Here is a 16,366-nt window from a genome sequence, read left to right as displayed (position 1 = left end):
CCTGCGCGACCACGTCGGGCTGCTCGCCCGGCTCGTCCTCGGGGTCGTTGCTCGTCGTCGCCGGCGCGCTCAAGGTCGGCAACCCGCTCGGCGCGGCCCGGGCCGTGCAGGCCTACGACGTCCTGCCCTTCGAGCTGGCGCGCTGGATCGGCTATGCCCTGCCGTGGGTCGAGATCGTCGTCGGCGTGCTGCTCGTCCTCGGGCTCTTCACCCGGGTGTCCGCGGTCATGGGGACCGTGCTCATGCTCGCCTTCGTCATCGGCATCGCGCAGGCGTGGGCCCGCGGGCTGAGCATCGACTGCGGCTGCTTCGGAGGCGGCGGTCAGGTGGCTCCCGAGCAGACGAAGTACGGTCGCGAGATTGCTCGCGACCTCGGCCTCGCCGTGTGCGGGGCATGGCTGGCCATCCGGTCGAGATCGACCTGGAGCCTCGACCGGCTCCTCTTCGGGGACAAGGAGATGCAGTGAGCACCAACGACCGCAAGGCCAAGGCGCAGGCGGCCGCCCGGGGCACCGGGGGCGGCGCCAACGTCATCGTCGTCGCCGGCATCGTCGCCGTCCTGGCGATCGCCCTCGTCGTGGGCGGTGTCATCTGGGCCAGCCGCGACGGCGGCGGCTCGGGCGGCGGCGCGAGCCAGCTGCCCGACGGCGTGACGAAGGGGGAGCCCATCGAGCCCTTCGCCTCGGCGAAGCGGGCCGAGGACGCCCCGGTCGTCGATGTCTACGAGGACTTCCGCTGCCCGATCTGCCGGACCTTCGAGTCGTCGATGGGCGACTCGATCAACGAGCTGGCCAAGGACGGCAAGATCCGCCTGCGCGTCCACCTCAAGACGGTCATCGACACCAACACCGGCGGCGACTCGTCGGCCGTCGCCGGGTCGAGCGCCGTCTGCGCCGCCGACCAGGGGAAGTGGGAGGAGTACCACCAGGCGCTCTTCGCGCTGCAGCCCGAGGAGGAGACCCGCGAGGGCTTCCCGACGAGCGACTACACCAAGGCGGCGAAGGAAGCCGGGCTCTCGGGGGACGCCATGTCGTCATGGCAGCAGTGCACCGACAAGGAGACCTACGTCGACTACGTGCAGAGCGTCGACGACCAGAGCGTCAAGGACGGGATCACCGGCACGCCGGTCATCGAGGTGGAGGGCACCCAGCTCAACTGGGGGTCGCTCCTCGACCAGGGCTCCATGACCGCCGACACCCAGCGCCTCGAGGAGATTCTCACGAGTGGCAAGGTCCCGCAGGACCTGGTGGCCACCCCGTGACGACTCCGGCGCTCCTCCCTTCGCCCACCGTCGGGGTCCTCGAGCTGGGGCCGCTGACGATCCACGCCTACGCCCTGTGCATCCTCGCGGGCATCGCCGCGGCGATCTGGATCGGTGACCAGCGTCTGCGCGCCCGCGGGGGCGAGGAGGGTGCGGTCCTCGACGTCGCCATGTGGGCGGTGCCCTTCGGCATCGTCGGCGGCCGGATCTACCACGTCATCACCACGCCCCAGCCCTACTTCGGCGAAGGGGGGCACCCTCTCGACGCCCTGAAGATCTGGGAGGGCGGGCTCGGCATCTGGGGTGCGGTGGCGCTCGGCGCCGTCGGTGCCTGGATCGGCTGCCGGCAGTTCGGGGTGTCCTTCCTCACCTTCGCCGACGCCGTGGCGCCCGGCATCCTCGTGGCCCAGGCCATCGGCCGGTGGGGCAACTGGTTCAACAACGAGATCTACGGCCCCGAGACCGATCTGCCGTGGGGCCTGGAGATCCATCGCTGGGCGGGTGGTCGCGCGGCGGTCGACGCGGCGGGGGACCCGATCGTCCTGGGCACCTTCCACCCGACGTTCCTCTACGAGTCGCTCTTCCTGCTCGTCCTCGCCATCGTGATCATCGCCGTCGACCGGCGGGTGCGGCTGGCGCCGGGGCAGGTCATGGCCCTCTACATCGCGGGCTACCCCGTGGGGCGCTTCTTCATCGAGATGCTGCGCACCGATGCCGCGAACACGATCCTGGGACTGCGCGTCAACATCTGGACGAGCCTCGCCGTCTTCGTCCTCGGTGTGGTTCTGTACATCGTCCTCGGCCGACGCGCACGCTCGGGCGAGGAGACGAATATCTCAGATAGTGAGAAGTCGCCTCTCAGTAGGTAAGACAGGCGCTGTTACACTTCCACTCGCCGTGGCCGTCGACGTCCGCGGATGCCCCTGAAACAGGTACCCGTCGACCCGGACCCGGAGTCCCGGGTACCTTCCCGAACCTTCACACCCGAGGACGGTGACCGACGTGACCGATGTGTCCTTCTCCCCTTATGAGCGCTGGTCCGCCCTGCCGCCCGACACCGGTCTCTACCGCCGTGACACCGAGAAGGACGCCTGCGGCGTCGCCATGGTCGCCACGATGCGCGGTCACGCCGGTCACGACATCGTCGACCACGCCCTGCTCGCCCTGACCAACCTCGAGCACCGTGGCGCCACCGGCGCGACCCGCTCGTCGGAGACGGTGCCGGCATCCTCAGCCAGGTCCCCGACCGGTTCTTCCGGGAGGTCGTCGACTTCGAGCTGCCCGAGGCCGGGCACTACGCCGTCGGCACCGCCTACGTCCCGACGGACGCGGCCGAGCGCGAGGCGATGACCCAGCGCATCGACGAGATCGTCCGCGAGGAGGGCCTGCAGGTCCTCGGCTGGCGTCAGGTGCCGGTGGAGCGAGAGATCGTCGGCCAGATGGCCCGCGACTGCATGCCCGACTTCTGGCAGCTCTTCGTCGCCGCCCCCGGCGGCGAGGTCTCCGGCCTGACCCTCGAGCGCCTCGCCTTCGTCGCCCGCAAGCGCGCCGAGCGCGAGACCGGCGTCTACTTCGCCTCGCTGTCGGCCCGCACGATCGCCTACAAGGGCATGCTGACCACCGCGCAGCTCGAGCCCTTCTACCCGGACCTGTCGGACGAGCGCTTCGAGAGCGAGCTCGCGCTCGTCCACTCGCGCTTCTCGACCAACACCTTCCCCAGCTGGCCGCTCAGCCACCCCTTCCGGTTCATCGCGCACAACGGCGAGATCAACACGGTCAAGGGCAACCGCAACTGGATGCGGGCGCGCGAGTCCCTGCTGAGCAGCGACATCATCCCCGGCGACTTGCAGCGGATCATGCCGATCTGCGCCCCGGAGGCGTCGGACTCGGCGTCCTTCGACGAGGTGCTCGAGCTGCTCCACCTCGGTGGCCGCTCGCTCCCGCACGCCGTGCTGATGATGATCCCCGAGGCGTGGGAGAACCACGCGACCATGCCGCAGGAGCTCAAGGACTTCTACGAGTTCCACTCCATGTTCATGGAGCCCTGGGACGGCCCGGCCTGCGTGACCTTCACCGACGGCAGCCTCGTCGGCGCGGTCCTCGACCGCAACGGCTTGCGTCCCGGTCGCTACTGGGTCACCGACGACGGCCTCGTCGTCCTCGCCTCCGAGTCGGGCGTGCTCGACCTCGAGCCCGAGCACGTCGTCCAGAAGGGGCGTCTGACGCCGGGCCGCATGTTCCTGGTCGACACCGCCGCCGGGCGGATCGTCGAGGACGCCGAGATCAAGGGCCAGCTCGCGGCCGAGCACCCCTACGGGCAGTGGCTGGACGAGGGCCGGATCATGCTCGGCGACCTGCCGCCGCGCGAGCACATCCTGCACACGCCGGCGTCCGTCGCCCGCCGCCAGCAGACCTTCGGCTACACGCAGGAGGAGCTGAAGATCCTGCTCACGCCCATGGCGGAGAAGGCCATGGAGGCGCTCGGCTCGATGGGCACCGACACCCCGGTGGCGGTCCTGTCGGAGAAGCCGCGGCTGATCTTCGACTACTTCACCCAGATGTTCGCCCAGGTGACCAACCCGCCGCTCGACGCGATCCGCGAGGAGCTCGTCACCGCGCTCGGCACGGCGATCGGCCCGGAGGGCAATGTCCTCGACGCCGACCCCGACCACGCCCGCCAGGTCGTCCTGCCCTTCCCCGTCATCGACAACGACGAGCTGGCCAAGATCGTCCACATCGACGCCGACGGCGAGCTGCCGGGCAAGGCGACGCACGTCGTGCGCGGTCTCTACGACGTGACCGGGGGAGAGGAGGCGCTGCGCGCCACCCTGACCCGGATCTGCACAGAGGTCTCCGACGCGATCGCCGAGGGCGCCCGGTTCATCGTGCTGTCCGACCGCGACTCCGGTCGCGACCTCGCGCCGATCCCGTCGCTGCTGCTCACCTCGGCCGTGCACCACCACCTCATCCGGGAGCGCACGCGCACCCAGGTCGGCCTGATCGTCGAGACCGGTGACGTCCGCGAGGTGCACCACGTCGCGCTGCTCATCGGCTACGGCGCCGCCGCGGTCAACCCCTACCTGGCCATGGAGTCCGTCGAGGACATGGTCCGTCGCGGGGTCATCACCGCTGTCGACGAGGAGACGGCGGTCCGCAACCTCATCAAGGCGCTCGGCAAGGGCGTGCTCAAGGTGATGTCGAAGATGGGCATCTCCACCGTGGCCTCCTACCGCGGCGCCCAGGTCTTCGAGGCGCTCGGCCTGAGCCAGGAGCTCGTCGACGAGTACTTCACCGGCACGGTGAGCCAGCTCGGCGGCATCGGTCTCGACGTCATCGCGGCCGAGACCGCGGCCCGGCACGCGCGGGCCTACCCGCCGGAGGGCATGCGCCCGCCGCACCGGGTCCTCGAGGTCGGTGGCGAGTACAAGTGGCGTCGCGAGGGCGAGCCGCACCTCTTCGACCCGGAGACGGTCTTCCGTCTCCAGCACTCCACCAGGGCGCGGCGCTACGACATCTTCAAGCAGTACACCGACCGGGTCAACGAGCAGTCCGAGCGGCTGATGACCCTGCGCGGGCTCTTCGCCCTCGCTGACGACCGCCCGTCGATCCCCATCGACGAGGTCGAGCCGGTGAGCGAGATCGTCAAGCGCTTCTCCACCGGTGCGATGAGCTACGGCTCGATCAGCCGCGAGGCCCACGAGACCCTCGCGGTCGCGATGAACCGCCTCGGTGCCCGCTCCAACACGGGTGAGGGGGGCGAGGACCTCGAGCGCCTCATGGACCCCGAGCGTCGCAGCTCGATCAAGCAGGTCGCTTCGGGCCGCTTCGGCGTCACGTCGGCCTACCTGACCAACAGCGACGACATCCAGATCAAGATGGCCCAGGGCGCCAAGCCGGGCGAAGGGGGGCAGCTCCCGGGCCACAAGGTCTACCCGTGGGTCGCGAGCACCCGTCACTCGACCCCGGGTGTCGGCCTGATCAGCCCGCCGCCGCACCACGACATCTACTCGATCGAGGACCTGGCGCAGCTGATCCACGACCTGAAGAACGCCAACCCGCAGGCGCGCGTGCACGTCAAGCTCGTCAGCGAGATCGGCGTCGGGACGGTCGCGGCGGGCGTGAGCAAGGCGCACGCCGACGTCGTGCTCATCTCGGGTCACGACGGCGGCACCGGCGCCTCGCCGCTCACCTCCCTCAAGCACGCCGGTGGTCCGTGGGAGCTTGGCCTCGCGTCGACCCAGCAGACCCTCGTGCTCAACGGCCTGCGCGACCGCATCGCGGTGCAGGTCGACGGGCAGATCAAGACCGGCCGCGACGTCCTCATCGGCGCGCTGCTCGGTGCCGAGGAGTTCGGCTTCGCGACGGCACCGCTCGTCGTCAGCGGCTGCATCCTCATGCGGGTGTGCCACCTCGACACCTGCCCGGTCGGCATCGCGACGCAGAACCCCGAACTGCGCGAGCGCTACTCGGGCCAGCCGGAGTTCGTCGAGACCTTCTTCGAGTACATCGCCGAGGAGGTGCGTGAGCTGCTCGCCGAGCTCGGCTTCCGCACCCTCGACGAGGCCATCGGCCGGGTCGACCTGCTCGACACCCGCAAGGCGGTCGAGCACTGGAAGGCCTCGGGTCTCGACCTGGGCCCGATCTTCGCCAAGGTCAGCTCCTTCGACGGCTCGGGCGTGCGCCACGCGCGGGCCCAGGACCACGGCCTCGACAAGGCGCTGGACCACGAGCTCATCGCGGCGGCGCAGCCGGCCCTCGAGGGTGGCGAGCACGTCGCGGCGGAGTTCGCGGTGCGCAACGTCAACCGCACGCTCGGGACGATGCTCGGCCACGAGGTGACCAAGCGGCACCCGGAGGGCCTGCCCGACGGCACGATCGAGCTGACCCTCACCGGCTCGGCCGGTCAGAGCCTCGGCGCCTTCCTGCCCGCAGGCATCACCGTGACGATGGTCGGCGATGCCAACGACTACGTCGGCAAGGGCCTGTCCGGTGGTCGCATCATCGTGCGGCCCCCGGAGGACGCGAAGTACGTCGCCGAGGACAACGTCATCGCCGGCAACGTCATCGGCTACGGCGCCACCTCGGGCGAGATCTTCCTCCGTGGTGTCGTCGGCGAGCGCTTCTGCGTCCGCAACTCTGGCGCCACCGCCGTCGTCGAGGGCGTCGGCGACCACGGCTGCGAGTACATGACCGGTGGCACGGTCCTCGTCCTCGGGCCGACCGGCCGCAACTTCGCGGCCGGCATGTCCGGGGGCAATGCCTTCGTGCTCGATCTCGACGAGTCCCTCGTCAACCCCGAGCTCGTCGATGTCACCCCCCTTCGCGAGGGCGACCGGGAGGTCGTGAGTGGTCTGCTCCAGCAGCACCTCGAGCGCACCGGCTCCGCCGTCGCCCAGCGTCTGCTCGACGAGGGTGGTGCGGGCCTGCACCGCATCAAGCTCGTCCTGCCCCGCGACTACCAGCGCGTCCTCGACGTGCGGGCGGACGCCGAGGCCGAGGGCCTCGACGTCGACGGCTCCGTCGTCTGGGACCGGATCATGGAGGCTTCCCGTGGCTGACCCGCACGGCTTTCTCAACACCCGCGAGCGCGAGCTCCCGCAGCGTCGCCCCGTCGACGTGCGCATCAAGGACTGGAAGGAGGTCTACGAGGAGCAGGAGCGCGGCCAGCTGCAGCGCCAGGCCGGCCGCTGCATGGACTGCGGCATCCCCTTCTGCCACTCGGGCTGCCCGCTGGGCAACCTCATCCCGGAGTGGAACGACCTCGCCTGGCGCGGCGACTGGCACGACGCCATCGAGCGGCTGCACGCGACCAACAACTTCCCGGAGTTCACCGGTCGCCTGTGCCCGGCGCCCTGCGAGACCGCCTGCGTGCTCGGCATCAACCAGCCGGCCGTGACGATCAAGCAGATCGAGGTGCGCACGATCGAGGAGGCCTTCGGCCGCGGCGACGTGCCCCCGCAGATCCCCGACCGGCTCACCGGCAAGACCGTTGCGGTCGTCGGCTCGGGCCCGGCCGGCCTGGCCGCGGCCCAGCAGCTGACCCGCGCCGGTCACACGGTGGCCGTCTACGAGCGCGCGGACGCCCCGGGCGGCCTGCTGCGCTACGGCATCCCGGAGTTCAAGATGGAGAAGCGGGTCCTCGACCGGCGCATCCAGCAGATGACCTCCGAGGGCACCCGATTCCGCTCCGGTGTCGACATCGGCAACGAGATCACCGGCCAGCAGCTGCGGGACCGCTACGACGCCGTCGTCCTCGCGATCGGTGCGACCGTGCCCCGCGACCTGCCGGTCCCGGGCCGGGAACTCGACGGTGTCGTCCAGGCGATGGACTTCCTCCCGCCGGCCAACCGGGTCGCGCTCGGCGAGGAGGTCGAGGGCCAGGTCACCGCCGAGGGCAAGGACGTCATCATCATCGGTGGCGGCGACACCGGCGCCGACTGCATCGGCACCTCCATCCGTCAGGGCGCGAAGTCCGTGACGAGCCTGGAGATCATGCCGCAGCCGGGCACGGAGCGTCCGGGCAGCCAGCCGTGGCCGACCTACCCGATGCTCTTCCGCGTTGCCTCGGCGCACGAGGAGGGCGGCGACCGGGTCTACGCCGTGTCGACGACCGAGATCATCGGCGACGACGAGGGCAAGGTCTCCGGCCTGCGCCTGACCGAGGTCGAGCGCACGGACCAGGGCTTCGAGCCGGTCGAGGGCACCGAGCGGGTCCTGCCGGCCCAGCTCGTCCTGCTCGCCATGGGCTTCCTCGGCCCCGACCCCGAGGGTGTCGTGGCGCAGCTCGGGCTCGAGACCGACGAGCGCTCCAACATCGTGCGCGGCAAGGACTACCAGACCGGTGTCCCGGGCGTCTTCGTCGCCGGTGACGCTGGCCGCGGGCAGTCGCTCATCGTGTGGGCGATCGCCGAGGGCCGCGCCGCAGCCAACGGTGTGGACACCTATCTCATGGGCCGCTCGCAGCTGCCGCGCCCGATCAACCCCACGGACCGTCCGCTCGTCGTCTGAGCCGGCACGGCCCGACGAAGGGGGATGACCGTCTCGGCGGTCATCCCCCTTCGTCCGTGGTGACGTCGCGGTCATAGGGTGGTGACATGCGTCGCGCCAAAATCGTGTCCACCCTCGGTCCCTCGACATCCACCCCCGAGCGCATCCGTGAGCTGGTCTCGGCCGGCATGGACGTCGCCCGGCTCAACCTCTCGCACGGCGAGTACGCCGTCCACGAGGCCAACTACCGCAGCGTGCGCGAGGCGAGCGACGCGACCGGCCACGCCGTGGGTGTGCTCGTCGACCTGCAGGGGCCCAAGATCCGCACCGGGCGCTTCGCCGACGGTCCGATCACCCTTGCCGCCGGCGACCACTTCACCATCACCACCCGGGACGTGCCCGGTGACCAGGAGGTCGTCGGCACGACCTATGCCGGGCTGGCCGGTGACGTGAGCGCGGGCGACACGATCCTCGTCGACGACGGCAAGATCACCCTCGCGGTCCACGACGTCGACGAGACCGACGTGCGCTGCGTCGTCGTCTACGGCGGCCCGCTGTCGGACAACAAGGGAATCAACCTGCCGGGTGCCGCGGTGAGCGCGCCGGCGCTGTCCGACAAGGACGAGCAGGACCTGCGGTGGGCGCTCGGCCTGCGAGCCGACTACATCGCGCTGAGCTTCGTGCGCTCGGCCGACGACATCACCCGCGTGCACGAGATCATGGACGAGGTCGGCGTGCGTCTGCCCGTCATCGCCAAGATCGAGAAGCCGCAGGCCGTCGAGGCCCTCGAGGAGATCATCGACGCCTTCGACGGGATCATGGTCGCCCGCGGCGACCTCGGCGTGGAGCTGCCCTTGGAGCAGGTGCCGCTCGTGCAGAAGCGGGCCGTCGAGCTGTGCCGGCAGAAGGCCAAGCCGGTCATCGTGGCCACCCAGGTGCTCGAGTCGATGATCGACAACTCGCGACCCACCCGCGCCGAGGCCTCCGACGCCGCCAATGCCGTCCTCGACGGTGCCGACGCGTTGATGCTGTCGGGGGAGACCGCGGTGGGCAAGTTCCCCATCGAGGTCGTCAAGACGATGTCCAAGATCATCGAGACGACCGAGGAGGAGGGCCTGAGCCGCATGCGCGACCTCATGGCCCCGCCGACCACCCAGGGTGGGGTCATCGCGGCAGCGGCGGCCGAGACGGGGGAGGCCCTCGGGGTCAAGTACCTCATCGCCTTCACCCAGCTCGGGGGATCGGCCCGGCGACTGGCGCAGGTGCGCTCCGGCCTGCCGATGCTCGCCTTCTCCCCGGTGCAGGACACCCGGTCGCAGCTCTCGCTCGTGTGGGGCATGCAGACCTTCCTCACCCCGCCGGTCACCCACACCGACCAGTACGCGCTGATGGTCGACGAGCAGCTGCTCGACCTCGGCTGGGTCGAGGAGGGCGACCGGGTGGTCATCGTCGCCGGCTCGCCGCCCGGCGTGCCGGGCTCGACCAATGCCCTGCGCGTGCACCGCATCGGGGACGCGCGCAACAAGACGGCCGTGGCCTACCGCGACGGGCACGAGCCGCCTACGGGGGCGCTGCCCGGCGGCATGGGCTGAGTCGGGGGTCACGCCTCCCGATCGGTATGCTGACCCACCGCCCCCGGCCGGGTGGTGGAATGGCAGACACGGAGCACTCAAAATGCTTTGCCCGCAAGGGCGTGCGGGTTCAAGTCCCGCCCTCGGCACCACAGCACAACCAACCACGAAGGGTGCAGCATGACCGCGCAGACCGACTCCCCCCAGGGGCAGCGAGTGCTGCTCGCCGAGGACGAGGCGCTGATCCGCCTCGACCTCGCCGAGATGCTCACCGACGCCGGCTACGACGTCGTCGGTCAGGCGAGCAACGGCGAGGAGGCGGTCTCGCTCGCCGAGTCGCTGCAGCCCGACCTGATCATCATGGACGTCAAGATGCCGGTGATGGACGGGCTGCAGGCGGCCGAGACGATCGGCGAGAAGCGCATCTGCCCGGTGATCATGCTCACCGCCTTCTCCCAGAAGGAGCTCGTCGAGCGGGCCCGTGACGCGGGCGTCATGGCCTACATCGTCAAGCCCTTCACCGTCTCCGACGTCACGCCGGCCATCGAGGTCGCGACCTCGCGCTGGGCCGAGCTCAAGGCCCTCGAGTCCGAGGTCGCCGACCTCGGGGAGCGGCTCGAGACGCGCAAGGCGGTCGAGAAGGCCAAGGGCGTGCTGATGAAGAAGCTCAAGATCAGCGAGGCCGAGGCCTTCCGCTGGATCCAGAAGACCGCCATGGACCGCCGCCTCGGCATGCGCGAGGTTGCCGACGCCGTCGTCGCCGGGATGGACAAGGCCTGACCCGACCTCCCGGGGCACGCGCCCCGGTACGGCGTCGGGCTCCCGGCCCGGCGCCTCAGCCCAGCGTGATGACCAGCTGGGTGAGCAGCGGCGCCACGAGCAGGGCCGGCAGCATGTCGCCGACCGGGATCTGGCGGATCTGCAGCAGCCGCAACGAGATCCCGACGAGCACGAGCCCTCCCGTGGCCGTGAGGGCGGCGATGTGCGCCTCCGGCAGGAGGGCGCCGAGCGCGACGCCGAGCAGGGTCAGCGAACCCTGGACGACCGCGACGCTCACCGCCGACATGAGCACCCCGATGCCGAAGGTCGAGGCGAAGGCGAGGCTGGCGAAACCGTCGAGCACCGACTTGAGCGCCAGCTTGTCGATACCGCGACCGAGCCCGTCGTCGAGGCTGCCGAGGATGGTGAGCGGCCCGACGCAGAAGAGCAGGCTGGCGGTGAGCCACCCCTCGACGAAGCGCTCCCGACCCGCGGCGTCGTCGCGCCGCGACCCGACGAAGGCCTGCACCCGCCCCGCGAGCAGCTCGAGCCGCTCCTCGATGCGCAGCAGCGAACCGCAGATGCCGCCGACGAGCAGCGAGCCGAGGACGATGAGCACCGGCGCGCCGGAGCCGACGGCGTCGGCTAGGGCCGGGGAGGTCACGTCCATGGCCGACAGCCCGGCCATGAGCAGCGTCACCAGGCCGAGGCAGTCCGTGACCACCTGCCGGGTGTGCCCGGGCAGGCGCCCGCCGACGGCCATGCCGGCCAGCGAGCCGGCGACCACCGCGAGCACGTTGATGACCGTGCCCGCACCGATGAAGTCCACGTCGTCGCCCTTCGCTCAGCTGCCGGGGTCACGATAGACGCCGATCGTGCCCTCGCGGTGCTCGAGGGGGATCGTCGCGACCTGCCGGGCTCCGGCCGGGACGTCGTCGGCGAGCTCCGGCTCCGCGGTGTCGGTGAGCAGGACGACGTCGGTGCCCTCCGGTGCCGTGCCGGCCCACAGGTGCTCGGCGTCCTCGGCGAAGGGCCACGGCGTCAGGTAGTGCGGCTGCCAGCCCTGCCGGTGAGCCTGCCACGCGACGGCCGGCGAGGCGCTCAGGGTGGGCACGAAGCCCAGGCCGTTGATCTGGACGTGTCGCCCCTCGCCCGGGCCGAGGTCGTCCGCCGTGGCGGTCGCCACGCGGGTGATCGACGTGTACTCGGCCCAGGCCGGTTGCAGCGCAAGGACGCTCGCGGCGACCCCGCCGGCCACGAGGCCGGCCCCGAGGGGCGGGCGATGCGCAGCGGCAGTCGCGGCGTCGCCGACTCGAGGTAGGCCAGAACGCGCCAGGCGAGGGCGCACCACGTGAAGGCCGCGACCGGCAGCCAGGTGACGACCCAGTAGGGCGCGAGCGGCCACTCCGGCAGCCGGGAGGCCGTGGCCAGCATCCCGAGGTTGGCGACGAGGGCGACCCGGGCCGGCCAGGCGCTGCTCGCACGCCCTTGGGGGACGCGGTAGCCGGTGGCGATGACCGCGAGGAGGACGAGGAGCCCGATGCCCAGGACCGTGGCGAAGCCGCCACCGTCGACGAGCAGGTCGGGGGAGTTGCGGCGGAAGCCGCCGGGGCCCGGGGCGATGAGGTCGAGGTGCCCGATGCCGGCCGCGAGACCGATGGGATCACCGGTGCCGGAGGTGGCCCAGCGCACGAGCTGGCTGAGGTTGTTGGGGTGGTGCACGACCAACTCGACGAGACTCGGCAGCCACACGAGCACCCCGAGTCCGAGGGCCCACCGGTGCGCCGTGCGGTCACCCGGACGCGGACGCGGGCGTCGTCGAGGACGGCGGCGGGGGCGGGCCAGGCGCGGCCACAGGAGCAGGCCCGCGGCGAGCGCCGTCAGGGCCAGCGCGAGGGGCAGGAAGGCCAGGTTGGACTGGGCGATGAGCGAGACCGCGACGACGAAGGGAGGCAGCGCCCGGCGGTCGTCCTGCGCCAGCGCCCACAGCAGGAGGAGGGCGAGGAAGGTCGGCAGCAGCGGGGCATAGGGGTTGAAGGGACGGAACATCCCTTCGGCTCCGATGGCCCACTGGGTGAGCAGGACGCCGAAGGCGAAGACGGCGACCCCGAGGGCGCCACCGAGCCGACGGGCCCACACGACGGACAGCACGGAGGCGGTCGCCGCGACGAGGGCACCACCGACGACGAGGCCGGCGGCCGAACCGCCGGCGAGGGCGAGCGGGAGCGCGAGCAGGTAGAACTGCAGCGGGCCGAGGTGGTGGGTCGCGAGGGACTGGTCGCCGCCGTCGCCGGAGGTGCTGCGCATGCCGGTGGCGGGCAGGTGCCCGTCGAGGATGCCGGCGGTGCGCAGCGCGATGGTCGCGTCGTCACCAGTCGGCTGCCAGCCGTGGGCGATGGCCTGGACAGCGGCTGCCACGGGGGCGACGAGCACGGCCAGGATCGCGACCGCGACGAGCCGGTCGGTCGTCGTCCAGCCGCGGGGGTCGAGCCGCTCCCGCAGGTCGGCGAGACGACGAAGGGGGGCGTCCTTGCGCGGTCCCAAGCGTCAGGCGCCCGGCGCCGCGGCACGCAGGATGCAGGTGATGCGCGAGGTGCAGGTGCGCCGGCCGGAGTCGTCGACGATCGTCACCTCGTAGCAGGCCACGCTGCCACCGAGCGTCACCGGGACCGCCGTGCCGGTGACCCAGCCCTCGCGGGCGGCCCGGTGGTGGGTGGCGTTGATGTCGAGACCCACGGCGATCTTGCCGAGGGTGTGGGCGTGCAGGGCGGAGCCGATGGATCCGAGGGTCTCCGCGAGGACGACGCTCGCGCCCCCGTGGAGGATCCCGTAGGGCTGGGTGTTGCCCTCGACCGGCATCCGGGCCACGATCTTGTCCGCCGCGGCCTCGAGGACCTCGATGCCCATGCGCTCGGCGAGGGCACCCCGGTGCGCGGAGAGGGCTTCGCCCTCCAGCGTCGGCGCAGCGGGACGGTCGGGGGACTGGGTCATCAGGCTCTCCTGCGGAGTGGGGTCGGACGTCTCGGGTCAGCCTGCCACGGGGGCGGGTCGTCGGTGCAAACACCTAGGGTGTGCCGTGTGAGTCGACTACTGCTGCTGGACGGACACTCCCTCGCCTACCGCGCCTTCTTCGCGCTGCCTGCCGAGAACTTCTCGACGAGCACGGGCCAGCACACCAACGGCGTCTACGGCTTCGTCGCCATGCTCATCAACGTCCTGCGCGACGAGGAGCCCACGCACGTCGCCGTCGCCTTCGACGTCTCCCGCGCGACCTTCCGCAGCGAGGAGTACGCGGAGTACAAGGCCGGTCGCAGCGCGACCCCCGACGCCTTCTCCGGGCAGATCCCGCTGCTCAAGGAGGTGCTCGACGCGCTCAACATCACGCACGTCGAGCTCGAGGGCTTCGAGGCGGACGACATCATCGCGACGCTGGCGACCCAGGGGCGCGAGGCCGGCATGGACGTGCTCATCTGCTCCGGTGACCGCGACACGCTCCAGCTCGTCGACGAGCGCACGACGGTCCTCTACCCGCGCAAGGGTGTCTCCGACCTCGTGCGGATGACGCCGGAGGCGGTCGCCGACAAGTACGGGGTCGGGCCCGATCGCTACAGCGATCTCGCCGCGCTCGTCGGCGAGGCGAGCGACAACCTGCCCGGGGTCCCCGGCGTCGGCCCCAAGACGGCGGCGAAGTGGATCAACGCCCACGGCGACCTGCAGGGCATCGTCGCCTCGGTCGACCAGATCGGCGGCAAGGCCGGCCAGTCGCTGCGCGACCACCTCGACCAGGTCCTGCGCAACCGTCGGCTCAATGCCCTGCTGCGCGACGTCGACCTGCCCGTCGGCGTCGACGACGTCGCCCGGCGCGAGTGGGACCGCGAGCAGGTCCACACCCTCTTCGACAGCCTCGAGTTCCGGGTCCTGCGCGACCGGCTCTTCGCGACCTTCGACACCCAGGAGTCGGAGGTCACCGGTGGGGTCGAGGTCGACGGCCGGGTGCTCGGTGCCGGCGAGGTCGGCCCCTGGCTCGAGGAGCACGGCACGACCGGCTCGGCGTCGACGTCGTCGGTGAGTGGGGCCGGGGGCGGCGGCGAGGTGCTCGGGCTGGGGCTGGCCACGGTCGCGGGCGAGGCCGCCCACGTGCCGGTCACCGACCTCGCCCCCGACGACGAGTCCGCCTTGCGCACCTGGCTCGCCGACGCCGAGCGACCCAAGGTCATGCATGACGCCAAGGGCCCGATGCTCGCCCTCGCCGCCTCCGGCCTGCCGCTCGACGGACTGGCCGTCGACACGGCCATCGCCGCCTATCTCGTGCGCCCTGACCAGCGTTCCTACGACCTCGCCGACCTCGCCGTGCGCCACCTCGGCCGCGACCTCACCGCAGGTGAGGAGGAGTCCGACCAGGGCATGCTCGACTTCTCCGCCGACGACTCCGAGGCCGGCCGCTCGTCCATGGTCCGCGCAGCGGCGGCCGTGGAGCTGGCGCCCGTCCTCGAGGAGCTCGTCGAGGAGACCGGCGGCACCCACCTCATGCGTGAGGTCGAGCTGCCCGTCGTCGGGGTCCTCGCCGCCATGGAGGCAGCGGGCATCGCCGTCGACAGCGACGCGCTCACCGGCCTCGAGGCCGTCTTCGCCGACAAGGTCGCGACCGCCCAGGCCGACGCGTGGGCCGCCATCGGTGACGAGCAGATCAACCTCGGCTCGCCCAAGCAGCTGCAGACGGTGCTCTTCGAGACCCTCGGGCTGCCCAAGACCCGGCGGACCAAGACCGGCTACACGACCGACGCGGACGCGCTGGCCGACCTGTACGCCAAGACCGAGCACCCCTTCCTCGAGGCGCTGCTGCGCCACCGCGACGCCACCCGCCTGCGGGTGACGGTCGAGGGTCTGATCAAGTCGGTGGCCGACGACGGCCGCATCCACACGACCTACCAGCAGACCATCGCCGCCACCGGACGACTCTCGTCGACCGACCCCAACCTGCAGAACATCCCGATCCGCACCGAGGAGGGCCGGCGCATCCGCGAGGTCTTCGTCGTCGGGCCGCAGCACGAGTCGCTCATGTCCGCCGACTACAGCCAGATCGAGATGCGCGTCATGGCGCACCTGTCCGGCGACGAGGGACTCATCGAGGCCTTCCGGACCGGTGAGGACCTGCACCGCTTCGTCGGCGCGCGGGTCTTCGGCGTCGAGCCCGAGGGTGTCACCGCCGAGATGCGCAGCAAGGTCAAGGCGATGTCCTACGGCCTGGCCTACGGGTTGAGTGCCTTCGGGCTGAGCAAGCAGCTGGGTATCTCCACCGGCGAGGCCACCGACCTCATGGACGAGTACTTCGTGCGTTTTGGAGGCGTGCGCGACTACCTCGAGGAGGTCGTCGACCGCGCGCGAGCGACCGGCTACACCGAGACGATGCTCGGTCGTCGGCGCTACCTGCCCGACCTCACGAGCGACAACCGCCAGCGCCGTCAGATGGCCGAGCGGATGGCGCTCAACGCGCCGATCCAGGGCTCCGCGGCCGACATCATGAAGCTCGCGATGCTGCGTGTCGACCGGGAGCTCGGCGCGGGTGACCTGCGCTCCCGCGTGCTCCTGCAGGTGCACGACGAGCTCGTCATCGAGATCGCGAGCGGTGAGGCCGAGGCCGTGGAGGCCCTCGTGCGCGAGCAGATGGGCGCGGCCGTCGAGATGGACGTCCCGCTCGACGTCTCGGTGGGGCTCGGGCGCAGCTGGCACGACGCCGCCCACTGACCGGCGGGCGCGCTCAGGCGCCGGCGACCTCGCCGGAGCCGAG

At 71.3% G+C, this 16,366-nt stretch carries 11 protein-coding genes, 1 tRNA gene and 1 pseudogene; 9 read left to right on the top strand and 4 right to left on the bottom strand.

What is annotated here, in order from left to right; all coding sequences use genetic code 11:
• The 8 genes and pseudogenes from AC2W7J_RS06985 to AC2W7J_RS06950 all read left to right on the top strand — a co-directional run.
• Positions 1–467 (top strand): MauE/DoxX family redox-associated membrane protein (locus AC2W7J_RS06985; protein ID WP_485981885.1); only part of this gene is annotated, 467 nt, incomplete at its 5' end.
• Positions 464–1,261, top strand: coding sequence for a DsbA family protein (locus tag AC2W7J_RS06980; RefSeq protein ID WP_485981884.1), 798 nt, complete (start codon positions 464–466; stop codon positions 1,259–1,261). The genes AC2W7J_RS06985 and AC2W7J_RS06980, both read left to right, overlap by 4 nt.
• Positions 1,258–2,130: a prolipoprotein diacylglyceryl transferase gene (gene lgt, locus AC2W7J_RS06975; RefSeq protein ID WP_255183550.1), complete on the top strand. Its 873-nt coding sequence runs from the start codon at positions 1,258–1,260 to the stop codon at positions 2,128–2,130. The genes AC2W7J_RS06980 and lgt overlap by 4 nt, the downstream gene beginning before the upstream one ends.
• 124 nt (positions 2,131–2,254) lie before the next feature.
• Positions 2,255–6,819 (top strand): annotated as a pseudogene (gene gltB, locus AC2W7J_RS06970) (glutamate synthase large subunit).
• Complete coding sequence (locus AC2W7J_RS06965) at positions 6,812–8,269, top strand: glutamate synthase subunit beta (RefSeq protein ID WP_255183548.1); 1,458 nt, start codon at positions 6,812–6,814, stop codon at positions 8,267–8,269. The pseudogene gltB and the gene AC2W7J_RS06965 overlap by 8 nt, the downstream one beginning before the upstream one ends.
• Before the next feature lie 86 nt (positions 8,270–8,355).
• The gene (gene pyk / locus AC2W7J_RS06960; protein ID WP_421008380.1) at positions 8,356–9,840 is read left to right on the top strand and encodes a pyruvate kinase; all 1,485 of its coding nucleotides are present in this window, start codon (positions 8,356–8,358) and stop codon (positions 9,838–9,840) included.
• A gap of 46 nt (positions 9,841–9,886) precedes the next feature.
• Positions 9,887–9,971 (top strand) — tRNA-Leu (locus tag AC2W7J_RS06955).
• Positions 9,972–9,999: 28 nt separating this feature from the next.
• Complete coding sequence (locus tag AC2W7J_RS06950) at positions 10,000–10,599, top strand: ANTAR domain-containing response regulator (protein ID WP_255183546.1); 600 nt, start codon at positions 10,000–10,002, stop codon at positions 10,597–10,599.
• A gap of 55 nt (positions 10,600–10,654) precedes the next feature.
• Here AC2W7J_RS06950 and AC2W7J_RS06945 read toward each other — a convergent pair whose 3' ends face one another.
• The 4 genes from AC2W7J_RS06945 to AC2W7J_RS06930 are packed head-to-tail and all read right to left on the bottom strand — an operon-like array spanning position 10,655 to position 13,569.
• On the bottom strand, positions 10,655–11,407 hold the full coding sequence (locus tag AC2W7J_RS06945; RefSeq protein WP_255183545.1) for a DUF554 domain-containing protein: 753 nt from the start codon (positions 11,405–11,407) through the stop codon (positions 10,655–10,657).
• A 15-nt stretch (positions 11,408–11,422) separates the two neighbouring features.
• Entirely contained in the window at positions 11,423–11,692 is a 270-nt protein-coding gene (locus AC2W7J_RS06940; RefSeq protein ID WP_485981883.1) for a hypothetical protein, read from the bottom strand.
• Positions 11,680–13,122, bottom strand: coding sequence for a hypothetical protein (locus AC2W7J_RS06935; RefSeq protein ID WP_485981882.1), 1,443 nt, complete (start codon positions 13,120–13,122; stop codon positions 11,680–11,682). The genes AC2W7J_RS06940 and AC2W7J_RS06935 overlap by 13 nt, the downstream gene beginning before the upstream one ends.
• Before the next feature lie 3 nt (positions 13,123–13,125).
• Positions 13,126–13,569, bottom strand: a complete 444-nt coding sequence (locus AC2W7J_RS06930) for a hotdog fold thioesterase (protein ID WP_255183543.1) — start codon at positions 13,567–13,569, stop codon at positions 13,126–13,128.
• Positions 13,570–13,656: 87 nt separating this feature from the next.
• On the opposite strand from AC2W7J_RS06930, the gene polA reads away from it, so the two are divergent.
• Positions 13,657–16,323, top strand: a complete 2,667-nt coding sequence (polA, locus tag AC2W7J_RS06925; protein WP_485981881.1) for a DNA polymerase I — start codon at positions 13,657–13,659, stop codon at positions 16,321–16,323.
• Positions 16,324–16,366: the final 43 nt, after the last annotated feature.

The sequence above is a fragment of the Janibacter sp. CFPM2_SD2 genome, assembly GCF_057364645.1.
Note: the sequence above shows the minus strand (reverse complement) of the source record. Positions and strands in the feature narration are given on the sequence as shown.

Excerpts from the sequence above, each read along its gene's own strand:
- pyk (WP_421008380.1), top strand. The coding sequence starts at position 8,356 with ATGCGTCGCGCCAAAATCGTGTCCACCCTCGGTCCCTCGACATCCACC.
- AC2W7J_RS06950 (WP_255183546.1), top strand. The coding sequence starts at position 10,000 with ATGACCGCGCAGACCGACTCCCCCCAGGGGCAGCGAGTGCTGCTCGCC.
- AC2W7J_RS06930 (WP_255183543.1), bottom strand. The coding sequence starts at position 13,569 with ATGACCCAGTCCCCCGACCGTCCCGCTGCGCCGACGCTGGAGGGCGAA.